The 21,433-nt window shown below is 69.1% G+C and carries 20 protein-coding genes and 1 tRNA gene; 11 read left to right on the top strand and 10 right to left on the bottom strand.

The features are described 5' to 3' along the window. Positions 1–3: 3 nt before the first annotated feature. Positions 4–462 (bottom strand): FHA domain-containing protein FhaB/FipA, encoded by a 459-nt coding sequence (locus ACN8HC_RS02750; protein ID WP_490073334.1) that lies wholly within the window; start codon positions 460–462, stop codon positions 4–6. Continuing rightward, on the bottom strand, positions 459–1,361 hold the full coding sequence (locus ACN8HC_RS02745) for an FHA domain-containing protein (RefSeq protein ID WP_490073333.1): 903 nt from the start codon (positions 1,359–1,361) through the stop codon (positions 459–461). Before ACN8HC_RS02745 ends, ACN8HC_RS02750 begins: the two co-directional genes overlap by 4 nt. A 260-nt stretch (positions 1,362–1,621) precedes the next feature. On the opposite strand from ACN8HC_RS02745, the gene ACN8HC_RS02740 reads away from it, so the two are divergent. The 4 genes from ACN8HC_RS02740 to ACN8HC_RS02725 all read left to right on the top strand — a co-directional run bounded on the left by ACN8HC_RS02740 (position 1,622) and on the right by ACN8HC_RS02725 (position 4,252). After that, positions 1,622–1,704, top strand: a tRNA-Leu gene (locus ACN8HC_RS02740). A 186-nt stretch (positions 1,705–1,890) separates the two neighbouring features. Beyond that, positions 1,891–3,132: a mechanosensitive ion channel gene (locus ACN8HC_RS02735; RefSeq protein WP_490073332.1), complete on the top strand. Its 1,242-nt coding sequence runs from the start codon at positions 1,891–1,893 to the stop codon at positions 3,130–3,132. A gap of 101 nt (positions 3,133–3,233) precedes the next feature. After that, the gene (locus ACN8HC_RS02730) at positions 3,234–3,908 is read left to right on the top strand and encodes a PhzF family phenazine biosynthesis protein (RefSeq protein ID WP_490073331.1); all 675 of its coding nucleotides are present in this window, start codon (positions 3,234–3,236) and stop codon (positions 3,906–3,908) included. A 107-nt stretch (positions 3,909–4,015) separates the two neighbouring features. Next, positions 4,016–4,252 (top strand): DUF1059 domain-containing protein, encoded by a 237-nt coding sequence (locus tag ACN8HC_RS02725; RefSeq protein WP_490073330.1) that lies wholly within the window; start codon positions 4,016–4,018, stop codon positions 4,250–4,252. Positions 4,253–4,439: 187 nt separating this feature from the next. Here the strand turns inward: ACN8HC_RS02725 and ACN8HC_RS02720 are convergent, their stop codons facing one another. The 7 genes from ACN8HC_RS02720 to ACN8HC_RS02690 all read right to left on the bottom strand — a co-directional run bounded on the left by ACN8HC_RS02720 (position 4,440) and on the right by ACN8HC_RS02690 (position 13,046). Further along, positions 4,440–5,054, bottom strand: a complete 615-nt coding sequence (locus ACN8HC_RS02720; protein ID WP_490073329.1) for an NUDIX hydrolase — start codon at positions 5,052–5,054, stop codon at positions 4,440–4,442. Continuing rightward, a complete protein-coding gene (locus tag ACN8HC_RS02715; protein WP_490073328.1) occupies positions 5,051–6,634 on the bottom strand; it encodes a CocE/NonD family hydrolase in 1,584 nt (527 codons plus the stop codon). Before ACN8HC_RS02715 ends, ACN8HC_RS02720 begins: the two co-directional genes overlap by 4 nt. Positions 6,635–6,645: 11 nt before the next feature. Then, complete coding sequence (locus ACN8HC_RS02710) at positions 6,646–8,091, bottom strand: purine-cytosine permease family protein (protein WP_490073327.1); 1,446 nt, start codon at positions 8,089–8,091, stop codon at positions 6,646–6,648. Between the two features lie 91 nt (positions 8,092–8,182). After that, positions 8,183–8,911 (bottom strand): enoyl-CoA hydratase/isomerase family protein, encoded by a 729-nt coding sequence (locus ACN8HC_RS02705; protein WP_490073326.1) that lies wholly within the window; start codon positions 8,909–8,911, stop codon positions 8,183–8,185. Positions 8,912–8,914: 3 nt separating this feature from the next. Then, positions 8,915–10,108, bottom strand: a complete 1,194-nt coding sequence (locus ACN8HC_RS02700) for an acyl-CoA dehydrogenase family protein (protein WP_490073325.1) — start codon at positions 10,106–10,108, stop codon at positions 8,915–8,917. A 26-nt stretch (positions 10,109–10,134) separates the two neighbouring features. Continuing rightward, positions 10,135–12,198, bottom strand: a complete 2,064-nt coding sequence (locus tag ACN8HC_RS02695; RefSeq protein WP_490073324.1) for an acetate--CoA ligase family protein — start codon at positions 12,196–12,198, stop codon at positions 10,135–10,137. Continuing rightward, positions 12,195–13,046, bottom strand: coding sequence for an SDR family oxidoreductase (locus tag ACN8HC_RS02690; RefSeq protein ID WP_490073323.1), 852 nt, complete (start codon positions 13,044–13,046; stop codon positions 12,195–12,197). The genes ACN8HC_RS02695 and ACN8HC_RS02690 overlap by 4 nt, the downstream gene beginning before the upstream one ends. A 337-nt stretch (positions 13,047–13,383) precedes the next feature. On the opposite strand from ACN8HC_RS02690, the gene ACN8HC_RS02685 reads away from it, so the two are divergent. From ACN8HC_RS02685 to ACN8HC_RS02655, 7 genes are all read left to right on the top strand, one after another. Further along, a complete protein-coding gene (locus ACN8HC_RS02685; protein WP_490073322.1) occupies positions 13,384–13,995 on the top strand; it encodes a TetR/AcrR family transcriptional regulator in 612 nt (203 codons plus the stop codon). Between the two features lie 89 nt (positions 13,996–14,084). Then, positions 14,085–15,626: an amino acid permease gene (locus tag ACN8HC_RS02680; RefSeq protein WP_490073321.1), complete on the top strand. Its 1,542-nt coding sequence runs from the start codon at positions 14,085–14,087 to the stop codon at positions 15,624–15,626. Beyond that, positions 15,623–16,354 carry a FadR/GntR family transcriptional regulator gene (locus tag ACN8HC_RS02675; RefSeq protein ID WP_490073320.1) on the top strand — a complete coding sequence of 244 codons (732 nt, stop codon included), beginning with the start codon at positions 15,623–15,625 and terminating at the stop codon, positions 16,352–16,354. The genes ACN8HC_RS02680 and ACN8HC_RS02675 overlap by 4 nt, the downstream gene beginning before the upstream one ends. Before the next feature lie 29 nt (positions 16,355–16,383). Then, positions 16,384–17,760 carry a glutamine synthetase family protein gene (locus ACN8HC_RS02670; RefSeq protein ID WP_490073319.1) on the top strand — a complete coding sequence of 459 codons (1,377 nt, stop codon included), beginning with the start codon at positions 16,384–16,386 and terminating at the stop codon, positions 17,758–17,760. A gap of 37 nt (positions 17,761–17,797) precedes the next feature. Further along, complete coding sequence (locus ACN8HC_RS02665; RefSeq protein ID WP_490073318.1) at positions 17,798–19,165, top strand: aldehyde dehydrogenase family protein; 1,368 nt, start codon at positions 17,798–17,800, stop codon at positions 19,163–19,165. Positions 19,166–19,318: 153 nt separating this feature from the next. Beyond that, the gene (locus tag ACN8HC_RS02660) at positions 19,319–20,098 is read left to right on the top strand and encodes a 3-oxoacyl-ACP reductase (RefSeq protein WP_490073317.1); all 780 of its coding nucleotides are present in this window, start codon (positions 19,319–19,321) and stop codon (positions 20,096–20,098) included. Further along, the gene (locus ACN8HC_RS02655) at positions 20,095–20,847 is read left to right on the top strand and encodes a gamma-glutamyl-gamma-aminobutyrate hydrolase family protein (protein WP_490073316.1); all 753 of its coding nucleotides are present in this window, start codon (positions 20,095–20,097) and stop codon (positions 20,845–20,847) included. The genes ACN8HC_RS02660 and ACN8HC_RS02655 overlap by 4 nt, the downstream gene beginning before the upstream one ends. Positions 20,848–20,852: 5 nt before the next feature. On the opposite strand, the gene ACN8HC_RS02650 is transcribed toward ACN8HC_RS02655, so the two are convergent. After that, positions 20,853–21,416 carry a DinB family protein gene (locus ACN8HC_RS02650; RefSeq protein WP_490073315.1) on the bottom strand — a complete coding sequence of 188 codons (564 nt, stop codon included), beginning with the start codon at positions 21,414–21,416 and terminating at the stop codon, positions 20,853–20,855. Positions 21,417–21,433: the final 17 nt, after the last annotated feature.

Raw genomic sequence — 21,433 nt, 5'->3', positions numbered from 1 at the left:
GGACTACTTCCTGGCCTCGAGGACGGTCTGGCCGATGCGCACCCGCGCGCCCTCCCCGAGCGGCATCCCCTGGCCGATGCGCTCGGCGCCGACGAACGTGCCGTTGGTGGAACCCAGGTCGTCGATCAGCCAGCCGTCGCCGTCGCGGTAGATCCGGGCGTGCCGGCCGCTGGCGAAGTCGTCGGACAGCACCAGCGTGCACTCCGGGTTGCGGCCGATCAACACGCCGTTGTCGGTCAGCGGCACACTGCCGCCGCGCATCGGGCCCTCGATGATTGCCAGCCGGGTGGGGCCCCGGCGGATCGGCTTGGCCGGTCGGGCCGGCGACGACCCGCCCCGCGCACGGGGCGCCACCTGCGTGCCGTAGAGGTCGCCGCGCAGCACGCTGACGATGCTGAAGATGAACGCCCAGAGCAGCGCCAGCAACCCGAGCCGGATCGCCGTGAGAGTGAGTTCGCTCACCGGGCCCCGCCTTCGCGCAGGAGCAGGTGGGTGCGCCCGATGGTGAGCCGGTCGCCGTCGGACAGGTGGGTGGAGGTGATCGGGTCGCCGTTGACGTAGGTGCCGTTGGTGGAGCCCAGGTCGCGGATGGTGATCACCTGGTGCGGCCCGTCGTAGGTGATCCGGATCTCGCTGTGTCGCCGCGAGACACCCGGGTCGTCCAGCACGACGTCGGCGTCGTCGTCCCGGCCGATCACCGTGATCGCGCCGAGGAGAGGGTAGCGGTCGCCGTCGATGTCCAGCCACGGGCGCTGGCGCAGGCGGCGGGGTGCGGCCGGTGACGGCCGGTGATCCTCGCGCTTGCGAGCTGGTGTGGCGCTCGCCTGGGGCATCGCGGTGGCCGAGTAGGGCGAGCCGCTAGGCGAGCCCGTATCGAGGTCCCGCGCCCCGTGTGGTGGCTCGTGCCCCACCGGCGCGCGCGGGTCGTCGGGAGTGCGCGCGGGCGGCATACGTTCGGGCATGTGCCGCATGCCGGGCTGGACCTGCCGGGCGGTGGACGGACGCAGCCGGAAGACACCGGTCTCGAGGTTCTCGTCCTCGGTGAACTGGACGCTGACCGGTCCGCCCGGCTGGTAGCGCTGGCTCTCGGCGTGTTCGGACGCCGTGGCGATCAGATCGTCGGCGAGGTCGTCCTCGTGCTCGGTGACCAGCGCCTCGTAGTCGGTGCTCGACAACTCGATGACGAAGAGGTTGGGCACGATCAGCCGCTTGCCCTTGCCGGCGCTCACCGCACGGTCGTCCATCGCACGTCGCATGGCGCTGGCGATCTCCACCGGCTGCACCTCGGAGCGGAAGGCCCGCGCGAAGGCGCCGTTGACACCGCGCTCGATGCTGCGCTCCAGTTTGTCGAAGATGCCCACGCGTCGCCTCCTTGCTCCGGTCGTGACGGGTCGTGCGTCGTGGCGGTCGCGCCGCGCACGCCATGGTAACTGTGTGGCGTATGACGGCCCGGCATACGCGCTGGGATCCTCCCGATCGCGGGCGGCGCGCCACCGTGACGGCCGCATTCACAGTTGACGCTCGAATTCGCCCGTCAACCGTGAATCGGACCGTCAGAGTGCCCCGCTCTGCGCCGGATTTGGCGTTCCGCGGCTGAACAAGGCACACTGGTCCGGCACTCGCGCGAGTGGCGGAACGGCAGACGCGCTGGCTTCAGGTGCCAGTGTCCGAAAGGGCGTGGGGGTTCAAATCCCCCCTCGCGCACGTTTGGTCCCGGGTCGAGACATCTCCGATGTCCGACTCGGGACTTTTTGTATGCCGGGCCGGCACCTCACGGCAGGACGGGATCGGCCGCTGACGCGCGACGCGCGTCATACAACGACCGGTCACGACTCTTCTCCTCCGGACGGGCGATGTGACGTCGCCACCGATCACCTGGCAGGAGATGTGATGAACCTCAGTGATTTCCATTGGTCCGACATGATCACCAAAGTGGTGGCAGCGATCATCATCGTGGTGATCACCGCGCTGATCGCCAAGCTGCTCAAGAAGCTGCTGACCCGCCAACTCGGCAAGGTCAAGGCACTGCAACGCACGACGGACGGCGGTGACGGCACGCTGGCGGAGTCGCTGGGCAGCATCGCCGCACTGATCGTCTGGCTGTTCGGGCTGATCGCGGTGCTCAACCTGTTCGCGCTGACGCAGGTCGTCACGCCGATCCAGGGCATGCTGAACGGCATCCTGGGTGCGTTGCCCAACATCCTGGGCGCCGGCATCGTGCTGTTCATCGGGTTCGTGCTGGCGAAGATCGCACGCGAGCTGGTCGTGACCGCGCTGCACGCCGCCAACGCGGACCGATTCATGCAGCGCGTCGGGGAGCGCACCTCGGAGACGGCAGGCAGGCAGGTCGACGGACGACCGGCCGCCGACACCACCAACCCGAGCCTGGGCAGTCGGTACGACGCGACTGACACGGTCAGCATCTCGTCGATGGTGGGCCAGCTGGTCTTTACGGTCATCCTGCTGGTCGTCGGCATCGCTGCGCTGCAGGTGCTGGACATCAAGTCGATCTCCGGTCCGGCGACCCACATGCTGCAGCTGCTGCTGGACGCGATCCCGTTCATCGTCGGCGCCGCGATCCTGCTCGTCATCGGCGGGCTGATCGCCAAGTTCGTGGGCAGCCTGGTGGAGAACCTGCTGCGCGGGATGAACACCGGCACGGCGCTGAGCAACCTCGGCATCGACCCACAGCGCACGGACGTGCCGAAGATCGCCGCCCGCATCGTGCAGGTCGCGATCGTGCTCTTCTTCGCGGTCGCGGCCGCGAACGTGCTGCACTTCCCGCAGATCACCGAGATCCTCAACACGGTCCTCAACCTGGGCGGCCGGGTCGTCTTCGGTGCCGCGGTGATCGTCGCCGGCGTCTTCATCGCCGGCCTGCTCGCCACGATGGTCGGCGGGCGCACCGGCGACATCGTCAAGATCGCCACGATCGTGCTGTTCGCCGCGGTCGGGCTGCGCTACATGGGGCTGGCCAACTCGATCATCAACCTCGCCTTCGGCGCGCTGGTGATCGGTGGAGCGGCGGCTGCCGCGATCGCGTTCGGGCTCGGCGGCCGGGACGCGGCGGCGCGGGAGTTGGAGCGCATTCAGCAGCGCCAGACCGACTCGGCACCGTCGAACCTGAACTGAGCGGTCACCCGTTCGGTATGGCGACGCGCCGCCCCGGTGAGCCCGTGCTCTCCGGGGCGGCGCTCGTATGGCGCAGCGTCCGCAGCGACTAACTTCGGGCCATGACCTTGTTGCACGTGGTGAAGGTGTTCGTCGGCGAGGACGGTGGTGGGGGCAACCCGCTCGGGGTCTTCCTCGACGCCGGGAACTGGCCGGCCCAGCAGCGGCAGGCGGTCGCCGCCGACCTCGGCTTCTCCGAGACCGTGTTCGTGCGGGACGCTGCACGCGGCGAGCTGTGGATCCACACGCCGGCGGTGGAGTTACCGCTGGCCGGGCACCCGTTGGTCGGCACGTCATGGCTGCTGCACCGGGAGGGCCTCGAGGTTCCGGTGCTACGACCGCCGGCCGGCGGCGTACCGACCTGGGCCGACGGCGACGACATCTGGATCAGCGCCCGTCCGGAGTGGGCGCCCGAGTTCGACATGCGTCAATTGGCCTCGCCCACCGAGGTCGACGCTCACCCGGGCGCAGGACCGGGCGAACACTTGCAGGTGTGGGCGTGGCAGGACGAGTCGGCCGGCACCGTGCGGGTGCGGGTCTTCCCGACCCGCATGGGCATCGCCGAGGACGAGGCGACCGGCGCTGCCGCCATCCGCCTCGGCGCACTGCTGCAACGCCCGCTGACGATCCACCAGGGCGTCGGCTCCCGCATCGTCGTCCGGCCGGCCGCCGACGGAACGGTCGCCATCGGCGGCCGGGTCGAATTCGTCGAGCAGCGAAGGTATGCCGGAGTTTGACGGCCCACTCCAGGACGCGTCAGTCGGGTGCAATCCCTCGGCCGCGGTCACACTTTCGGGTGGCCGCTCGTCATCCAGGTGAACATCCGACACCGGGAGGAAGAACCATGAAGACGATGACCTGTCGCCAGCTGGGCGGCCCGTGCGACCTCGAGCACCGCGGTGAGACCGCCGACGACGTGATCAAGGCACAGGACCAGCACCTGAAGGACGCGGAGCAGGCCGGCGACACGACCCACCGTGCGGCGCGCAAGGAGATGAAGGGTCGTTGGCGGCACCCGAAGAAGTCGATGGGCTGGTACCGCGACATGAAGCAGGCCTTCGCCGATCTGCCGGAACGCTGACGACCGATCGCGCGCACCAGCGACACCGCAGCGTCACACTTTCGAGACTCGCCGTTCTCTATCAGTGAGGGCGGCGGTCTCAGGGGGACCGCCGCCTCCGCTCGCGCGCTGTCTGCCGGTGAGCCGTACCGGGACCGGACGCCACTGTGGGCTGCCGTGCCCGTCGCCGCTCGAACGACCGCCGGCCCTATTTCCAGGCGAACCGCGGCTGCTCGAAGTGTGCGACGCGGGTGTGCCGTTCGTGCAGCACGATCTCGCGGAACTGGTGCAGGATCGCGGCGGTCGGCGCGTGGATCGGATCACCCTGGTAGGGCCACTGGAAGACCGGTCCCTCGACATCGGGCAGCTCGGCGAACCACGGCTCGGCATCCAGCTCCGGCAGGGTGATCACGTGCAGCCGGGCGACCTCGGCCGGGCTGCACTGCGGCGCGTTCGGCAGCTCCCCGAGCCAGACGACGAACGGCGAGATCACGAAGCCGGACCGGGTCGCGAAGTCGTCCAGTCGTCCGACGATCTGGTGAGGTTCGGCGTGTACGCCGAGCTCCTCCTCGAGTTCGCGCAGCGCCGCTTCTTCGGCAGTCTCGCCGGGATCGATCCGGCCACCGGGCAGCGCGAACTGGCCGGCATGCGAACGCAGCGTCGGAGCCCGTTCCTCCAGCCAGACGACCGGCTCGCCCACGTGGACGGCGATGGCGACGCACACCGCGGCGGCCCGTAGGTCGGTCACCGGCAGCTCGCGGTGGTCGAACCCGGCCATCCGGGAACGCACCTGTGCTTCAAAGGCTTTCGCGTTGGTTGTCATGACGGCACCTCTCGATCGGCGGAGTGGGGATAGGGCAGGACGGTGAGGGTCAGCGTGCACTGCCCGAGGTCCAGCTGCTGCCGGCTCGGTCGGAGTGCGCGGGTCGTCAGCGGATCGGCCGACGAGCCGGAGTGCGGCAGGTAGAGGGGGAAGCAACTCGACGCCACGTGCAACCGCAGCCGGTGTCCGGCGTGGAGTCGAAAAGCCGTGTCCCCCAACGGTATGACGGCCCGCTGGGCAAAGCCGGGCAGTCGTCGGGCCGTCTGCAGCACCACCCGGCTGGTGCCGTCCGCCGCGACGTCACACAACGTCGCGACGACGTGGTGGACCGGGGCCGTCGACCGCACCGCCAGCTGCACGGTGACCGGACCGGCCAGGTCGAGCGGTGCCGTGGCGGCTTCGGTGCTGAACGTGCAGACGTCGTCCCGGCGGGACCAGGACCGGGCATCACCCTGCCGCAGCAGCGGACGCCACCAGTCCGTCGTGGGCATCGGGACCAGTTGCTCCGGCAGGTGCTCCCAGCCGGCCGTTCCGGGCGGAGCCGGATCGGTGTCGGGCAGCAGCCGTCCGGAACGAGACAGTCGCAAGGTATGACGGGCCACGCCTGCCGGGGGCCACGCCGGCGACGTCTGCCAACCGGTGTGACCGGCGAGTTCCCAGCGCACAGAGGGCAATCGACCGGAGGCACCGCGCAGATGCACATCGAGGAACTCGACAACCGGGTCGATCGTGCGGTCCAGCACGGCGTCGCGCGCGGCCGCGTCGACCAGGTGGTCCGGTCCGGATCCGGTGGCCGTCCAGCTGTCGTCCTGGTGGTCGCTCGCGGAGGCGACGAGGAACTGCCCGGCCACCGTGGACATCGTCCGCCAGTCATGCAGCTGGGCGCGCTGGAAGAGGTCGAACCACCCGGCCCAGTGCAGTGTCGGCAGCCGGCCGAGCGCCGCGCCGACCGCGCGCCCGATCCGCTGCCAGGTGCCGGCGGTGTCCTGCAGCACGGTGCGCTGGTCGGAGGTGAGCAGCTCGCCGAGCGGTCGGGTCGACCAGTCGAGCACCGGCACGATGTTGTCCGGGCCGTCCCACGTCGAGCGCAGCCACTCCACCATCGGCCCGAGTCGCAGCACGCCACCGTCGTGGCTGAACGCCGTCGGCCGGGGAGTCGTCAGCCGGCTCACCAGGGCGCGCACCGCGGGATGCCCGGACGCGGCCGCTGCCCAGGCGGTGAACCCGTAGTAGGAGTTGCCCCAACATGCGACGTCACCGTTCGACCACTGTTGAGTGATAAGCCACCCCAGGGTGTCGGCGCCGTCATCGAGCTCGTGCACGAACGGCACCGCGCGACCCTCGGACGCGCCGCGGCCGCGCACGTCCTGCACGACCACGGCATACCCCGCGTCGGCGAGCCGCTCGGCGACATACGGCAGCAGTGACTCCGGCGCGTTCTTGCCGTACGGCGTGCGCACCAGGACCGCGGGCACCCGCGTCGCCCGGACGACCGGCAGATAGACGTCGGTCGCCAGACGCACACCGTCCCGGCAGCTGACCCGGACCTGGTCCGTGGCGCTGCCGGGACGGCGTGACATCAGCGAGCGCCTCAGCCGGCGATCGGAGCGACGGCGGCCTCGTCCTCGAGCCCGGCGTCCGCTGCCTCGACCCGGGCGCGCTCGGCGGCCAGGTCGACCCCGCGGCACACGATCAGGTAGACGATCGACGACACGACCAGACCCACGATCATCGACAGGTCGATGCCGCCGAACGCCTTGGCGACCGGACCTTCGACGCTGCCGACGATCGCGAACGGCATCATCGCCGCGAAGCCGACGAAGTATGCCGCGAGACCGCGCCAGTTCCAGCGGTGGTACATGCCGTTGGGGTTGAAGATCTCCCGTATCGAGTAGTGCCCGTGCCGGACCAGGTAGAAGTCGATCAGGTTGATCGCGGTCCACGGGGTCAGCAGGTAGCCCAGGACGGTGAGGAAGTTGCCGAACTGCGTCACGAAGCTCTCGGTCGAGGTGAACGCGATGAGCGTCGCGAGCACGCCGATGACCAGCAGCGAGACGATCCGGCTGCGCAGGGTCGGTGTGAACTTCTTGACCGAGCTGACCGCCGACAACAGGGTCAGACTGCCGCCGTAGAAGTTGAGCGTGCCGATGGTCACGAGCGGGACCACCGATGCGATCAGCAGGATGTTGCCGAAGCCGGAGAAGATCCGGTCACCGGAGGAGACCACTGCATCGACGACCTCGGCCTTGGGGAAGAGGCCCGCGGCGGCGGTGCCGACGAGCATCATCCAGGCGCCACCGACCCAGGCACCGATGTAGGTCCACCAGAACGAGGAGCGCACACCGACGTTCGGCGGCAGGTAGCGCGAGTAGTCCGAAACGTAGATGGCCCAGGACAGTTGGTAGACCGCGGCGGTGAAGAACTGCACCAGGAACGGCACCAGGGAGAAGTGCGTGAGGTCCAGCTGGGCGGAGGTGAAGGGGTGCAGCGCCACGATGCCGACCGAGAAGACCACCAGCACGGCCATCACGATGTAGGTCAGCCAGCGGGACGCCTTGTGGATCAGGTCGTAGCCGACGATCGCCAGGACGACGCCGATGACGGCATACCCGACGTAACTGGCTCCGACCGGCACGCCACCGAAGTGCTGCAGCGTGCTGCCGACCAGGATTTCGTTGAACCCGGTGTAGCCGATGTAGATCACCAGCGCGACCAGCCAGACGAGCAGCGCTCCGACATACCCGAACTGTGGCCTGGACTGGACCATCTGGGGCAATCCGAGCTGCGGGCCCTGGGTGGAGTGGAAGGCCATGAAGAAGGTGCCGAAGGCGCCGCCGAGGACGACGGCGATCGCGGTCCAGATCAGGTTGCTGCCGAGCGTGATGCCGATGACGCCGACGGCGATGGTGGCCAGGTGGGCGTCACCGGCGAACCACACGGGGAAGAGGTGCCAGACCTTGCCGTGCCGTTCACGCAGCGGGACGTAGTCGATCGAGTGCGTCTCGAGTCGGCTGGCGAGCCCGGATTGTGCTGGCATGTGGCCGTTTTCGGTCGATGGCGATTTGACTGTGTCCATCATGATTCCTCCAGGGAGGGAAGTGGTGGCAGCGCGGGTGGGGCCCGCGCTGTCAGTTGGTCCGGTTGAGCGCGGAGTAGGCGAGCTGCTCCAGCAGCAGGGCCGTCCGGTGCGAGGATTCGGCCGCGGCGTCGATGACTTGGGTGGTCAGCTCGACGGCCAGCGGTGGTGCGGCGGCGACCTCGCCGGCGATGGCGAGGGCGCGTGCGAGGTGTTCGCCGGGTGCGGCGACCTCGGTGATCAGACCCCAGCGCTCGGCGAGGTCCGGGCCGAACCGGCGGCCGCGCAGCACGAGGTCGCGGGCGCGCGCCGGCCCGACGTCTCGCACGAGCCGGGTGACGCCGCCGGAGGAGGGCAGTATGCCGATGCCGATCTCGGGGAAGCCGAACTGCGCACTCGGGTCGGCGACCCGGAAGTCGGCAGCGAGGGCCAGCTCGAGTCCGCCGCCGAGGCAGTAGCCGGCGATGGCGGCGACGGTCGGCATCCGCAACTGCGCGAGACGCTCGTAGACCGAGCCGGTGGTGCGGTAGTAGTCCGCGATCGCCTGCGGGGTCATCTCCCGCAGCTCGGTGACGTCGGCGCCGGCCGAGAACACCTGGTCACCGCCGGTGACGACCACCGCGCGACTGCCGAGCACGGCATCGCCGGACAGGGCGTCGAGCAGCTGTGCCTCCAGGTGGGTCGACAGCGCGTTGCGCTTGGCCTCGCGCTGCAGGCGGACGACGGCGATGCCGTCGTCGGTCACCTCGACCTGCACGGTGCCGGTGCTCTCGGCCGACATGGCTCAGTTGCCCTTCGTCGGCAGCGCGACCAGGCCGGTGAGGCCGCGCTTGTTGGTCTCGTTGGCGATGACCAGCCGCTGGATCTCGGAGGTGCCCTCCCAGATCCGGTCGACGCGCAGCTCGCGCCACAGCCGCTCGACCGGGTAGTCTCGGATGTAGCCGCGGCCGCCGAAGATCTGCTGGGCGCGGTCGACGACCCGGTTGGAGGCCTCGGACGCGGCGAGCTTCACCGTGGCGGCCTTGGCGTGCAGCGTCTTGCGGACGTTGTCGTCGTTCGGGTCCGCGTTGTCGAACTCCCAGGCGACCTGGTGGGTGTAGGCGCGGTTGACCGCGATGTCGGCGACCGAGTCGGCGATCATGCCCTGGATCAGCTGCTTGTTGATCAGCGGCTCGCCGCCCTGGACGCGGTTCTTGGCCCAGTCGATGGCCAGCTCGAGCGCCCGCTCGGCGGCGCCGATGGTGCGCGCGCCGATCATCAGCCGCTCCTCGGTGAACCAGTCGCGGGTCAGCTCCAGGCCCTCGCCGACACCGCCGAGCACCGCCTCGGGGCCGACGTGGACGTCGGTGAGGGTGTATTCCGGGTGCTCGTAGACGAAGGTGTGCGTGAAGCGCGGGACGTTGGTGATCGCCACGCCCGGGGTGTCGGTGTCGACCAGGAAGATCGTGGGTGCGTGCTCCGGCTCGACATACGCCAGCAGGATGAGGAAGTCGGCGACGTCGCCGACGGTGACGAACCACTTCTCGCCGTTGATGACGTAGCCGCCGTTGCCGTCCGGGACGGCGGTGGTGCCGGCCTTGGAGAAGTCGGAGCCGGAGTCGGCCTCGGTGATCGCGACGGCGTCGCGGCGGTCACCGCGGCAGCCGGGGATCAAGTAGCGCTCGCGCTGCTCGGGGCTGGCGTGCGAGAGCGGGTTGGCCGGGCGCCACACGGTGTCCCAGAGGGCGTTGGTCAGCTTGCCCAGCTCGTCCTGCACGACGACCTGCTCCAGCACGGTGAGGCCGGCGCCGCCGAACTCCGTGGGCGTGTTGATCGCCTGCAGGCCGGATTCGAGCACCGCCGCCTTGATGGTGGCGTGCGACTCGGCGGACAGGCCGTTGTTGCGCTCGCACTCGTCCTCGAAGGGGAGGATTTTCTCGGTGAGCGTGCGGGCCGCCTCCTTCAGCTCGAGCAGCCGCGGGGTGTAGGCGAAGTCCATGGATGGTTCCTCTCGATGTGTTGTTGCTAGTTCGTGGTGGTGGGCCGGCTGAGCACGATGCGCGCGTCCAGCCCGGTGGCACCGGTCGTGGTGACGAGCAGCGGGTTGACCTCGAACTCGCTGATCTCCGGGTGGGCGGCGGCGAGGGTGGAGATTGTGGCGATGGCCTCGGCGGCGGCGTCGATGTCGACCGCGGGCTTGCCCCGCACACCGTGCAGAACCGCTGCGGTGCGCAAGGATTCGAGCATCTGCCGGGCAGTGCGGGCGTCGACCGGTGCCAGCGCGAAGGCCACGTCGCCGAGCACTTCGGTGAGCACGCCGCCCAGGCCGACCATCGCGACTGGGCCGAAGCGCGGGTCGGTCTGGACGCCGACGATCAGCTCGACCGCGTCGCGCAGGTCGGCCATCGCCTCCACGCAGTAGCTCGGTGCGGCGAGCCGCTCGTCCATGTCCTCGTATGCCGCGGTGAGTGCCTCCGGCGTGGTGATGCCGAGGGCGACGCCGCCGGCGTCCGACTTGTGCAACAGTCCCATCGCCTTGAGGACGACGGGGTAACCGGCGCGATCGGCGGCCTCGAGCGCCGCGGGAAGGGTGTCGACCAGCTCGGCGTGCGGGAAGGTCAGGCCTGCCCCGGCGAGCACGCTGCGCGACGCCCAGTAGCCGTCGTCGGTGATCGGGTCGCTGGGTTCGACGGCGGCCCAGGCGGGGTGGCGGGGTTCACCGGTGGCGGCGATGAGCGCCAGTGCTCCTGCGGCGTCCTCCACCGCCCGGTAGACCGGCAGGTCATGGTCCGCGAGCACGGCGGCTGCCTTGCTGTCCGGCCGCATCGTGTGGACTGCCACCGGTTTTCCAGCTGCGGCGGCGAGTTCGGCCATCCGCTCAGCCGTCTCGATCTCGCGCTGGCCGAGGCCCTCGCCATACTCCGCGTAGCCACCGAAGTAGCCGGTCATCAGTACGGCGTCGACGTCCGGGTCGCGCAGTGTGATGTCGAGAACCCGGGCGAACGAGGTGATGTCCTGCTCGCCGGCGCCGGCCAGGTCGATCGGGTTGCGGACCCCCGCGGACGGCGGCAGCTCCGCCCGCAGCGCGCTCGCGGTCGCGGCGGAGAACTCCGGCACCGACAGTCCCGCGGCTTCGGCGACGTCCGACGCCACACCGGCGTGGCCGCCACCGTCGGCCAGCACGGCGACGCGTCCGCCCTGGGCGGTGCCGGAGCCGATCAGCAGTGCCGCGACGTCGGCCAGCTGGCGTGGGCTGGACACGCGGTGCACGCCGGCCGCGCGGCACGCCGCGTCGATCACGGCGGAGTCCGAGGTGAGCGCGCCGGTGTGTGATTGTGCACCGCGGATGGAGGCTTCGCTGCCGCCAACCGTGAGCAGTAGCACCGGTTTTCCATGACGCCGGGCGTCCGCCGCTGCAGCCACGAAGTCGCGGCCGTCGCCGAAGTCCTCGCAGTAGAGCGCGATCAGCTTGGTGCCCTCGTGATCGGTGCAAGCTCGGATCAGGTCGGCGGCCCCGAGGTCCGCCTGGTTGCCGAGCGAGGCGAACCGGGCGAAGCCGAGGTGGTGGCCGGCCAGGAACTGGCTCAGCTCCAGGGCCATGTTGCCGCTCTGCGAGAGCAGCGTGACGCTGCCCTCCGGGAGCGGGTTGGAGGTCAGGGTGAGACCCGAGGTCGAGTCCGCAACGCCCAGGCAGTTGGGTCCGAGCAGGACGGCGCCGGAGGTGCGGACCCGCTCGGTGACTCGGTCCTGGAGCGCCTTGCCCTCGGGCCCGAGCTCGGCGAAGCCGGCGGTGACACCGACGATCGCCCGGGCGCCGGTCTCGAGTGCCTCGATCACGGCCTGCTCGAACGAGGTGGCCGGCACGCAGAGCACCACGAGGTCCGCGCCGCCGTCGATCTCGCCGAGCGAGGTGACGGTTGGGCGGTCGAGCACCGGCAGGCCCTTGCGGTTGACGAGATGGACGGGCAGCCGCCCCTCCATTCGCAGTGCCTGCACGCTCAGCCAATTGCCGTACTTCGTGTGGTCGTTGCTCGCGCCGACGATCGCCACGGAGGTCGGGTCGAAGAGTGCGTCGATGCTGCGGCTCATTGCGCGCTGTCCTCCGTGGGGTGCGTCTCGAGGGTGGGGACCGGGCGGCCGGTGCCCCAGGCGTCCGTGCCGCCGTCGACAACCACGGTGGTGCCGGTGACGTAGCTCCCGGCCGGCGAGGCGAGGAAGCCGACCAGCGCCGAGACGTCGCCCGGCTCGCCGAGGCGGCCGAGTGGAACTCCTTGCGCCCAGCCGGCGCGGTCGGTCTCGGAGTAGTTCTCCGCGAGGCCCTCGGTGACGATCGTGCCGGGGGCGACACAGATCGACCGGATCCCGTAGCGGCTCCACTCCAGGGAGAGGCCGGCGGCGAGGTTTTCCAGCGCGGCGCGGGCACTGGTCGCGTGCACCATGCCGGGTATGCCGCGCCGCGGCGAGAACGCGATGAAGAAGATGACGCCGGAACGGTTCGGGATCATCGACTTCGTGGCGACCTGCTGGGTCACCGTCCAGCTGCCGTCCACTGCGAGCCGGTGCACAGCGCGCCAGCCCTTCGGGGTGATCTCCTCTGCTGGGGCGATGAACTGACCGCCGGCGTTGTTGACCAGCACGTCGATGCGGCCGAACTCCGCGAGGGCCCGGTCGACCATGGCGGTGACCTGCTCCTCGTCGCGGATGTCGGTCGCGATCCCCAGCGCCCGGCCGCCGGACTCGTGCACGGCGGCGGCGGTCTTCTCCAGCGGCTCCTGGCGCCGGCCGGCGAGCACCACGCTCGCGCCGAGGCGGGCCAGGTCGATCGCGATCGCCCGACCGAGACCGCTGCCGGCGCCGGTGACGAGGGCAACGCGGTCGCGCAGCAGCTGCGGGTGCAGCATCTCCCGGATGTCCGGGTGCGTGGCCGGAGAGTTCATGGGTCGTCCTTCAGCTGGTTGACATGTCTGACTGATGCGCCAGTCAAACAGGTGATCCGGATCACGTCAAGCCTTCATGGCTGACGCTTTCTCGTCGGACAGCATGGGACGCGTGCCGCCAAAACCTCTGCCGATCATCACGTTTCGATGACGTGGCCGTTGCTGTCCGATCCGCAGGGCGCAGAAAAATTCACCGAGAAAATCTGACGCATGAGTCAGACCATGGATTGATGACTGGATGTTCAGTGCGGTCCGGGATACTTTGAGCGCAGAGGGTTCGTTTGGGTGAGGGGGCCTCGAGAAGGTCTCCTAGGCGACGCGAGAGCGAGGAGTGCACATGACGGTCGAAGCCGCGGTCGAGGACCGGCGCAAGACGGCGATCCTGGACGCAGCAGCACAGCTGATCGCCGAGCGCGGCTACCACGCGGTGCGCATCGCCGACATCGCTCGCGCGGTGGGCAGCAGCAGTGGCGCGGTGCACTACTACTTCCCCGGCAAGGACGACGTGCTCACGCTGGCTCTGCAGCACGGCGTCAACCGCGCGTTCGAGCGGCAGAGCGAGGAGTTGCGCAAGATCGACAGCGCCCACCAGCGGCTGCTGCGGCTGATCGACATGCAGTTGCCGAAGCTCGGCCAGGTGCGCGACGAATGGACCATCTGGATGCAGTACTGGGCCGAAGCGACCATCCGGCCCGAGTTGCGCCCTGCGCACAACGAGTTCTACGCGCGGTGGCGCGAGACCGTCGTCCGGATCGTGGAGCGAGGACAGCGGCAGGGCGAGTTCCGCAGCGATGCCGATCCCGACCTCACCGCACTGCAGCTGACCGCGCTCACCGACGGCATCGCCATCCAGGTACTCACCGGAGCACCCGACATCACCATCAGCGCGATGCGTGAGGTGCTGGTCGCCTACGTGCAGGCGAACCTGCTGGAGCGTCGCGCGAAGTAAGTAAAGGTCTGAAGTTCAACCATTGACCAATCGGCGTGATCTGCGCCACACTCGTGAACCGTCCGCATCCGCGAGCACGGGAGCCTGCAGTGAGCCACGACACGCAATCAGCCCAGGACCATCTCGACGACGACGCCCGCCTGCTGGCGGAGATGGGCTACAAGCAGGAGCTCCATCGTGGGATGTCCGGCTTCTCCAACTTCGCCGTGTCGTTCTCGATTATCTCGATCCTGGCCGGCTGCATCACGTCATACGCCATCGCCCTGAACTCCGGTGGGCCCGCGGCGATCACGCTCGGCTGGCTGATCGTCGGCGTGTTCGTGATCTGCGTGTCGATGGCGATGGCCGAGGTCTGCTCGGTCTACCCGACGGCCGGCGGTCTCTACTTCTGGGCCAGCCGACTGGCCAAACGCAATAACCGACAGTGGGCTTGGTTCGTCGGCTGGTTCAACTTCATGGGCGAGGTCGCAGTCACCGCGGCGATTGACTTCGGGTGTGCCACGACGTGGATGGCGTTCATGAACCTCACCTGGGGCACGAGTGTCACTGCGACCGGCACGTTCCTGCTGTTCGTCGGCATCATCATCGTCCACGGCCTGCTCAACACCTTCGGCGTCAGCCTGGTCAGCCTGCTGTCGATGGTCTCCGCCTGGTGGCACGTGGTCGGCGCGCTGTTCATCGTCGCGGTGCTCTGGATCCTGCCGGACCACCACCAGTCGATCGGCTGGACGCTCACCGAGTCGCACAACGCGACCGGCTGGAGCTTCGGACCCTATGTCTTCCTGATGGGCCTGCTCATGGCGCAATACACCTACACCGGGTATGACGCCTCCGCGCACGTCGCCGAGGAGACCAAGGGCGCCGCCAAGGCAGCGCCGCGCGGCATCGTGATGAGCGTCGTCATCTCGGTGATCGGTGGCTTTCTGCTGCTCTTCTCGATCACTGCGGCCATCCAGAACGGTTCGTCCGCCGGCCTCGACAAGCTGGCCGGCAGCAACACCGGTCTGCCGCCTGCCCAGGTCTTCCTCGACGCGCTGAACAACCCTTTCATGGCGAAGTTCCTGCTCTTCATCGTCTGCGTCGCGCAGTTCTTCTGCGGTATGGCGTCCGTGACCGCCAATTCCCGCATGACCTATGCGTTCTCACGCGACGATGCGCTGCCGGGGTCGAAGCTGTGGGCGAAGGTCAACCCGCGCACCGGGACCCCGACCAACTCCATCTGGTTCTGCATCGTGCTGTCGATCATCCTGACCTCGCCGGCGCTGTTCAGCACCACGGCATACCTTGCCGTCACGTCGATCGCGGTGATCGGCCTCTACATCGCGTATGTCGTGCCGGTCTTCCTGCGCCGCCGGCAGCCCGACTTCAACCCCGGTCCGTGGAATCTCGGCAGGTGGAGTCCGCTGGTCGGCTGGGTGGCGGTCGTCTGGGTGGTCTTCATCTGCATCCTCTTCGTGCTGCCGCCGGCCTCGCCGGTCACCGTCGACAACTTCAACTACGCACCGATCGCCGTGCTCGTCGTGGCCGCGTTCGCGATCGCCACGTGGTATGCCGGGGGCCGAACCCACTTCATGCTCAAGACCATCGAGCCGGAGGACGAGGTGGAGAAGGAGGCGGAGGTGGCGTCGTGACCGACTCCGACCGGCTCGATCGGGTGGTGCTGCGCCCGGTGCGGGCACACCACGCCTTCGAGGCCTGCGTCGAACAGCTCGCGATCGCGATCCGGCTCGGTATCTACCCACCCGGCAGCATGCTGCCGCCGGAGCGCGACCTGGCGGAGCTGCTCGCCGTCTCACGGGCGACGCTGCGCGAGGCCATCACCGCGCTGCGGTCAGCCGGCGTGGTGCAGACCCGCCGGGGTCGCGGCGGCGGCACGGAGGTGCTCGACGTCATGCCTGCGCAAGGGCACCGGTCGGCCATCGCCGGTCGCCAGGAGGATCTGCGAGATGCGTTGGAGTTTCGGGCGATCGTGGAGCCGGGAGCCGCCGGAGTGGCGGCTGCCCGGTCGGCCCGTGACGAGCTGAGCGCGGACGATCGTGCCGCGCTGGAGGCCGCTCTCGAGACGGTCGAGCGGGCGCCGGACGAGGCGATCCACCGCCGCGCCGACAGCATCCTGCACCTGACCATCGCGCGGCTGTCCGGGTCGCCCCGGCTGATCACCGCCGTCACCGACGCGCAGGACGACCTGCACACCATGCTGCAGGCGATCCCGGTCCTGCCGCGCAACATCAAGCACTCCGCGAGCCAGCATCGCGCCATCGTCACGGCGATCCTCGCGGGTGACGAGGGCCGCGCCAAACGCGTCATGCACCAACACTGTTCGGACACCGCAGCACTCCTGCGCGGCCTGCTCGGATGAACACCGCCACAGACATCAGGAAGGACGTCATGGCTTTGCGCAACGATCGTCATCTGACCCGACAACAACTGCAGGATCTGATCGAGGCCGGTGAGATCGACACCGTCGTCACGGCCTTCACCGACATGCAGGGTCGCTTGCAGGGCAAGCGATTCCACGCGCGGCACTTCCTCGACCACGTCGCGAGCGACGGCACCGAGGGCTGCGACTATCTGCTGGCGGTGGACGTCGACATGAACACCGTCGACGGCTACGCCACCAGCGGGTGGGACAAGGGCTACGGCGACATGGAGTTCGTCCTCGACTGGGACACCGCCCGTCGGGTGGCACATCAGCCGGGCACCGCCATGCTGCAGTGCGACCTCGTCTGGCCGGACCATCGGCCGGTCGCGGCGTCGCCGCGCGGCATACTCCGCCGCCAGCTGGACCGGCTCGCCGACCACGGCTGGACGGCATACGCCGGAACGGAACTCGAGTTCATCGTCTTCGAGAACAGCTACGAGGACGCCCTGAACCGCGACTACCACGGGCTGACGCCGGCCAACCAGTACAACGTCGACTACTCGTTGCTCGGGACCGCGCGCATCGAGCCGCTGCTGCGCGAGTTGCGCAACAGGCTCTACGACTCGGGGCTCAACGTGGAGTCCGCCAAGGGTGAGTGCAACTTCGGCCAGCACGAGATCGGCTTCCTGTACGACGAGGCGCTCGTGACCGCCGACAACCACGCCTATTACAAGGCCGCGGCCAAGGAGATCGCCGCACAGCACGGGAAGTCACTGACCTTCATGGCGAAGTATGACGAGCGCGAGGGTTCGTCCTGCCACATCCACCTGTCGCTGCGGGGTGCCGACGGCTCGCTGGTGTTCACCGACCCCGACCGCCCGGACGCGGACGGCCGCAGCGTGCTCTACGAGAAGTTCGTCGCCGGCGTGCTCGCCACTGCGGCGGAGTTCACGCTGCTCTATGCGCCGAACATCAACTCCTACAAGCGGTTTGCCGACGGTACGTTCGCCCCGACGACCATCGGTTGGGGACAGGACAACCGCACCTGCGCGGTACGGCTGGTCGGACACGGCGCGGCGGCGCGGATGGAGAACCGCGTGCCGGGCGCCGACGTCAACCCCTACCTGGCACTGGCCGCGATGATCGCGGGCGGCCTGCACGGCATCGAGGAGGACCTGCCCCTGCCGCCGCCCGTCGAGGGCAACGCGTACCTCACCGACCTGCCGCGTGTGCCGGACAGTCTGGCGGCCGCGCGTGACGTCTTCAGTTCCTCGAAGGTGGCGCGTGCAGCCCTGGGCGAAGAGGTGGTCGACCACTACACGAACATGGCGGACGTCGAGCTCGCGGCGTTCGGCGCCGCGGTGACCGACTGGGAGCGCCGCCGCGGTTTCGAACGGCTCTGAGTTTCGAACCGCTCTCACTCGAAAGGCACTGACGCAGTTGACGACTCATACCCTGATCAGCCCGGTCACCGGCGACGCGTTCGCGGAGGTGGAGCTGCTGGACGTCGCGGCGACCGACGCGGCCATCGAGCGCGCGCACGACGCGTTCGCCTCCTGGCGCGCCGTGGCGCCCGGCGAACGCGCCCGGCTGCTGCGCGCGTTCGCCGCCGTGGTGGACGACCACCTGGAGGAGCTGGCCCAGCTCGAGGTCCGCAATGCCGGTCACACGATCGGCAACGCCCGCTGGGAGGCGGGCAACGTCCGGGACGTCCTCAACTACTACAGCGCGACGCCGGAGCGCCTCTTCGGTCGCCAGATCCCGGTCCCGGGTGGTGTCGACGTGACCTTCCGGGAGCCACTCGGCGTGGTCGGCATCATCGTGCCGTGGAACTTTCCGATGCCGATCGCCGGCTGGGGGTTCGCTCCGGCGCTGGCCGCGGGCAACACGGTGGTGCTCAAGCCGGCGGAGCTGACGCCGTTGACCGCGATCCGGCTCGGCGAGCTGGCCATCGAAGCGGGCATCCCCGAGGGCGTCTTCACCGTGCTGCCCGGCGCGGGAAGCGTTGTCGGAGAACGCTTTGTGACGCACTCCCTGGTGCGCAAGGTCTGCTTCACCGGCTCCACCGCAGTGGGCAAGCGGATCATGGCCGGCTGTGCCGAGCAGGTGAAGCGCGTGACCCTCGAGCTCGGCGGGAAGAACTCCAACCTGGTGTTCGCGGACGCGGACATCCCGGCGGCCGCGGCGGCGGCGCCATACGGCGTCTTCGACAACGCCGGCCAGGACTGCTGCGCGCGCTCCCGGATCCTCGTCCAGCGTTCTGCGTATGACGAATTCATGTCGCACCTCGAGCCCGCGGTGCTCGGCATCCAGGTGAAGGATCCCACCGACGAGCGAGCCGAGATGGGCCCGCTCATCTCGGCCGCGCACCGCGACAAGGTGCAGTCGTATGTCGACGGCGCGAACGTCGTCATCCGCGGCGAGACGCCCGACCTCGGCGGCTTCTGGCTGCCCGCCATGGTGGCCGAGGCGAAGTCCACCGACGAACCGACCTGGTGCGAGGAGGTTTTCGGGCCGCTGGTGTCGGTCATGACATTCGAGGACGAGGAGGAGGCAATTGCGCTCGCCAACCAGACCGACTACGGCCTCGCCGGGTCGATCCACACCCGCGATCTGGCCCGCGCGCTGCGCGTCGCGCGCGGCGTCGAGTCCGGCAACCTGTCGGTCAACAGCAACTCCGCGGTGCGCTACTGGACGCCGTTCGGCGGCTTCAAGCAGTCCGGCCTCGGCCGCGAGCTCGGCCCCGACGCACCCGACGGCTTCACCGAGGTCAAGAACGTCTTCTTCGCCACCACGCCGGTCGAGTAACGATCGAACACGCTGGTCGAGTGCCGGGGGAGCGCAGCGGAGGAGGTGTATCGAGACCACGTGCCGCTCGCGTGGTCTCGATACGGCCTCGCCCAGCGGCTCGCCCTACTCGACCGACATGAAGTCAACACAAGGAATTGAGGGATTCAGACCATGACAGGACGCATTGACGGCAAGGTCGCGGTGGTCACCGGCGGCTGCTCGGGCATCGGGCTGGCGACGGTGCAACGTTTTGCCGCGGAGGGCGCGAAGGTGGTCATCGGCGACATCGCCGACGATGCGGGCGCCAAGCTGGTGACCGACCTCGGCGGCGCCGACATCGCGACCTACGTACACGTCGACGTGACCGACAAGGACCAGGTCGACGCGCTCTTCAAGGCTGCCAAGGACACCTACGGCGCGGTCGACATCGCGTTCAACAACGCCGGCATCAGCCCACCCGAGGACGACTCGATCCTGGACACCGACCTGGACGCGTGGCGCCGGGTGCAGGAGGTCAACCTCACCTCGGTCTACCTGTGCTGCAAGGCGGCGCTGCCCTACATGCTCGAGCAGAAGTCCGGATCCATCATCAACACAGCCTCTTTCGTCGCGGTGATGGGGGCCGCGACCTCGCAGATCTCCTACTCGGCGTCCAAGGGCGGCGTGTTGTCGATGACTCGCGAGCTGGGTGTGCAGTTCGCCCGCGAAGGCGTCCGCGTGAACGCGCTGTGCCCGGGCCCGGTCAACACCCCGCTGCTCAAGGAACTCTTCGCCTCCGACCCCGAACGCGCCGCCCGCCGGCTGGTGCACGTGCCGATGGGACGCTTCGGCGAGCCGGAGGAGATGGCCAGCGCCGTGCTCTTCCTTGCCTCCGACGACGCCAGCTTCATCACCGCCAACACCTTCCTGGTGGACGGCGGCATCTCCGGGGCCTACGTGACTCCGTTGTGATCGAAGAAGATTCGCTGCCGGTCATCGGGATCAGCACCTACCGGGAGGACGCGTCCTGGGGTGTCTGGCACCAGCGCGCCGACGTGCAGTTCGTGCAGTATGCCGATGCAGTCGTCGAGGCGGGAGGCGTGCCGGTGCTGCTCACGCCGGCCCCGGTGACCGGCGCTGATCCCGGGCGCGCGGCGGCGGCGGTGGTGGCCCGGCTCGACGGGTTGATCATCGCCGGCGGGGCGGACATCGACCCGGATCGGTATGGCGAGCAGCCGCATCCCGCGACCGGTGGCATCCGGCCGGACCGCGACACCTGGGAGCTGGCCCTGCTGGACGCGGCCGGTGCACGTGGGCTGCCCACCCTCGGCATCTGTCGAGGCATGCAGCTGATGGCGGTGCACGCCGGCGGCACGCTCCAGCAGCACATGCCGGACGCCGTCGGCCACACAGGGCATTCCCCGGGCGGGGATGTCTTCGGCAGCATCGACGTCGAGCTCGACGCCGGCTCGCAGCTCGCCGCCGTCGAGCCCGAGACTGTTGTCGCACCGTGTCATCACCATCAGTCGGTGGCCACTCACCCCGGCTTCGTCGCCACCGGCCGCTCTGCCGACGGCACCGTCGAGGCGATGGAACGCCATACATCTCAGGGCGACTCGGTGTTCTGTGTCGGCGTCCAGTGGCACCCCGAGATGGGTCCTGACCGCGCCCCGATCGAAGCGCTCGTGCGCGCCGTCGCCGACGACAGCACCGGCGGCTGACGGTCCTACTGCCCCGTGCGGCCGTCGACGCACTCACGCAGCAGGTCCGCGTGGCCACAGTGCCGGGCGTATTCCTCGATCATGTGCACCAGCACGTCGCGGATGCTCGCCTTGTCACGGTCGTCCGGGAAGCGCAACTCCTCACCTAGCCGGTCCTCGGTCAGCTCGTCGAGCCAGGCGTCCGCCGCGGCGATCTCCCGGCCCCAGGCCGCGAACGCGTCGTCGACGCACTCCTGCGTCCCGGTGGCGCCGGTGAAGTCGAGGTCCGGCTCGGCCTCGGTCTTGTAGAGGCGCGGCGTCTCCCACTTGCCCTGCAGGAACCAGGTGAACCACGCGTTCTCCACCCGCGCCATGTGCCGGACCAGCCCGAGCAGGCTCAGCGTGCTCGGCGGCACGCTCTGCGTCGCCAGCTGCCCGGGTGTGAGGTCGGCACACTTGAGCTGCAGCGTGGCGCGGTAGTTGCCGAGGTACTGGCGGTATGTCGCCAGCTCGCCCTGCGGATTCTCGTAGCTGCGCGGGTCGTCCTCGACGGGGAGCCACATGCCGTCATACCCGGTGGAGTTCGTCATACCGACAGTCAACGCTG

It is taken from the genome of Flexivirga sp. YIM B11880 (assembly GCF_058148645.1).
This window is presented reverse-complemented; position numbering and strand designations above follow the sequence as displayed.

Coding starts and splice junctions, on each gene's coding strand:
- ACN8HC_RS02735 (WP_490073332.1), top strand. CDS start 1,891: ATGAACCTCAGTGATTTCCATTGGTCCGACATGATCACCAAAGTGGTG.
- ACN8HC_RS02730 (WP_490073331.1), top strand. CDS start 3,234: ATGACCTTGTTGCACGTGGTGAAGGTGTTCGTCGGCGAGGACGGTGGT.
- ACN8HC_RS02725 (WP_490073330.1), top strand. CDS start 4,016: ATGAAGACGATGACCTGTCGCCAGCTGGGCGGCCCGTGCGACCTCGAG.
- ACN8HC_RS02720 (WP_490073329.1), bottom strand. CDS start 5,054: ATGACAACCAACGCGAAAGCCTTTGAAGCACAGGTGCGTTCCCGGATG.
- ACN8HC_RS02715 (WP_490073328.1), bottom strand. CDS start 6,634: ATGTCACGCCGTCCCGGCAGCGCCACGGACCAGGTCCGGGTCAGCTGC.
- ACN8HC_RS02710 (WP_490073327.1), bottom strand. CDS start 8,091: ATGCCAGCACAATCCGGGCTCGCCAGCCGACTCGAGACGCACTCGATC.
- ACN8HC_RS02705 (WP_490073326.1), bottom strand. CDS start 8,911: ATGTCGGCCGAGAGCACCGGCACCGTGCAGGTCGAGGTGACCGACGAC.
- ACN8HC_RS02700 (WP_490073325.1), bottom strand. CDS start 10,108: ATGGACTTCGCCTACACCCCGCGGCTGCTCGAGCTGAAGGAGGCGGCC.
- ACN8HC_RS02695 (WP_490073324.1), bottom strand. CDS start 12,198: ATGAGCCGCAGCATCGACGCACTCTTCGACCCGACCTCCGTGGCGATC.
- ACN8HC_RS02690 (WP_490073323.1), bottom strand. CDS start 13,046: ATGAACTCTCCGGCCACGCACCCGGACATCCGGGAGATGCTGCACCCG.
- ACN8HC_RS02685 (WP_490073322.1), top strand. CDS start 13,384: ATGACGGTCGAAGCCGCGGTCGAGGACCGGCGCAAGACGGCGATCCTG.
- ACN8HC_RS02670 (WP_490073319.1), top strand. CDS start 16,384: ATGGCTTTGCGCAACGATCGTCATCTGACCCGACAACAACTGCAGGAT.
- ACN8HC_RS02660 (WP_490073317.1), top strand. CDS start 19,319: ATGACAGGACGCATTGACGGCAAGGTCGCGGTGGTCACCGGCGGCTGC.
- ACN8HC_RS02650 (WP_490073315.1), bottom strand. CDS start 21,416: ATGACGAACTCCACCGGGTATGACGGCATGTGGCTCCCCGTCGAGGAC.